General features: G+C 70.3%; 3 protein-coding genes and 1 pseudogene. All 4 read right to left on the bottom strand.

The genetic code is table 11. The features are described from left to right. Positions 1-294: pseudogene (locus ACXAID_RS27880) on the bottom strand (DUF58 domain-containing protein); the annotation flags it as partial. Continuing rightward, positions 291-1,256 (bottom strand): AAA family ATPase, encoded by a 966-nt coding sequence (locus tag ACXAID_RS27875; protein ID WP_475025401.1) that lies wholly within the window; start codon positions 1,254-1,256, stop codon positions 291-293. The gene ACXAID_RS27875 and the pseudogene ACXAID_RS27880, both read right to left, overlap by 4 nt. After that, a complete protein-coding gene (locus ACXAID_RS27870) occupies positions 1,253-1,735 on the bottom strand; it encodes a hypothetical protein (RefSeq protein WP_475025400.1) in 483 nt (160 codons plus the stop codon). Before ACXAID_RS27870 ends, ACXAID_RS27875 begins: the two co-directional genes overlap by 4 nt. After that, positions 1,732-2,128 (bottom strand): DUF4129 domain-containing protein (locus ACXAID_RS27865; protein ID WP_475025399.1); only part of this gene is annotated, 397 nt, incomplete at its 5' end. The genes ACXAID_RS27870 and ACXAID_RS27865, both read right to left, overlap by 4 nt.

Genomic DNA, 2,128 nt, shown 5'->3' with positions numbered 1-2,128 from the left:
GCCCGGCGCCGAGCAGCGCAGCCCGACCGCGCTGCCGTCACCGGCGCGGGCCATCAGCCGCACCCGCACCGGCTCGTCCTCGAAACATCGCTGCAGCGGCGGATCGGCCTGCACGGTCACCAACGGCACCGGACGCTGCCACCCGATCGAGCAGAGCACGCCCAGCAGCGGCGCCGCGAACGCGACCAGGTCCGGCCGTCCGGACAACACCGCCGCCGCGACAGCGGCTGCCGCGCATGTCGCCACCGCCCTGGTCAACGACGAAGCCCGCCAACGTAACTGCATAGCAGTCATGGACCGGTCCGGGCGCGCGGCACCGGCGTGCGACGGAGCAGTTCCTCGACCACGTCGGCGCCCTGGACCCGGCGGACCCACATCTCCGGACGCAGGCTGATCCGGTGGGCCATCGCGGGCACCGCCAGCGACTTGACGTCCTCGGGAATGACGTAGTCGCGCCCGAGCAGCAGCGCGTGGGCACGGGCCAGTTGCACCAGGTCGAGTTCGGCGCGCGGACTGGCGCCGACGGCGACCTGCGGGTGTGTCCGGCTCGCTGTCGCCAGGGCCACCACGTAGCCCAGCACGTCGTCGTGGACGCTCACCTGCTCGACCGACTCCTGCATGGCCAGTAGATCGTCCATGTCGACCACCCGGCTGACCGTCGGTTGTGCCGAACCGCGCTCGAGGCGGCGGCGCAGCATGGTCGTTTCCTCGGGTTCGGACAGATACTTCAGCTCCAGCCGGACGGCGAACCGATCCAGTTGGGCTTCCGGCAGCGGATAGGTGCCCTCGTACTCGATCGGGTTGTCGGTGGCCAGCACCAGAAACGGATCGGGCAGCCGGTGGGTGACGCCGTCGATGCTGACCTGGCGTTCGGCCATCGCCTCCAGCAGCGCGGCCTGGGTTTTCGGCGGTGTCCGGTTGATCTCGTCGCCGAGCAGCAGGTTGGTGAACACCGGTCCGCGGCGGAACTCGAACCGGCCGGACTGCATGTCGTAGATGGTCGAACCCAGCAGATCGGCGGGCAGCAGATCGGGGGTGAACTGCACCCGGGTGAACTCCAGCCCCAGCGCCGCGGCGAACGACTTGGCGATCAGCGTCTTTCCGAGTCCGGGTAGATCCTCGACCAGCATGTGTCCGCGGGCCAGCACCGTGGTGAGGATCAGGTGCAGCGCCGGGCGTTTCCCCACGACCACCCGACCGATCTCGTCGATGACCGCCGCGCACTGGGCGGTCGTCGTCGCCGGCGCCGCTGTCACAGCCGCTCCAGCCGTTCGAGGATGTCGCCGAGCACCGCACGGCCCGGGCCGGGTTCCCGGGCGCCGGTGCGCGAGATGTTCTGCGGATCGACCCACTGCCAGAGCTCGTCACCGAACACCATTCGGCCGCTGGCCTGAAACACTTTCGGGTCCTTGGACTTCCGATGACCGCCGGCCAGTTCGAACTGTCTGGCCAGCATCGGGCGCAACCTGCGGTCCCAGTCCGAGCGCGACGAGTCCGCCCACGAGATCAACGTCTCGGTGCGCCCCCGCCAGCGTCGCAGCGACGCGTCGGCCTCGTCGGCCACCGCCTCGCCGATCGCGTCGGGCTGAGTCGCCAAGCGTCGCCGGACCACCAGCAGCACCGTGGCCAGGGCCGCCCCGGACACCGCCAGCACGATGTCGCGGTCGAGCTGGGTGAGCGCGAAACCCTGCACCGCCGACACCAGAATCACACCGCACACAACGACTTTGATCACAACTCGACCGCCAGCTCGCGTTGCACCCGCTGCAGGGCGTGCACCGCGTCGGCACGGTGCCCCTCGTCCATGACGTGCCGGCTGAACCTGGCCTCTTCGAACAGCTCGACCAGCTCGCGTGCGGTGCCCTCGCGCAACGCGTGCGTCTCGATTGCCCGCGCCAGCACCTCCGAGGGGGTGTCGGAGTCCTGCGGGACGGTTCCCGGGGACTTGCTCAGTTCGCGTTCCATCGCCGCGTAACACGCGATGATGGCGTCGCGGGGATCTCGGCTCCGATCGCCGATCTCGACCAGGCCCACTTCGGCGGCCTTGGCCAGATCGGGCTCGCCCGGCGACGACGGTCCGCCGCCGGCACCACCGGCGGGATCGGCCGGCTCGTCGGCCGCGTTGCGC

The organism is Mycobacterium sp. ABE4_509 (assembly GCF_056160785.1).
This window is presented reverse-complemented; position numbering and strand designations above follow the sequence as displayed.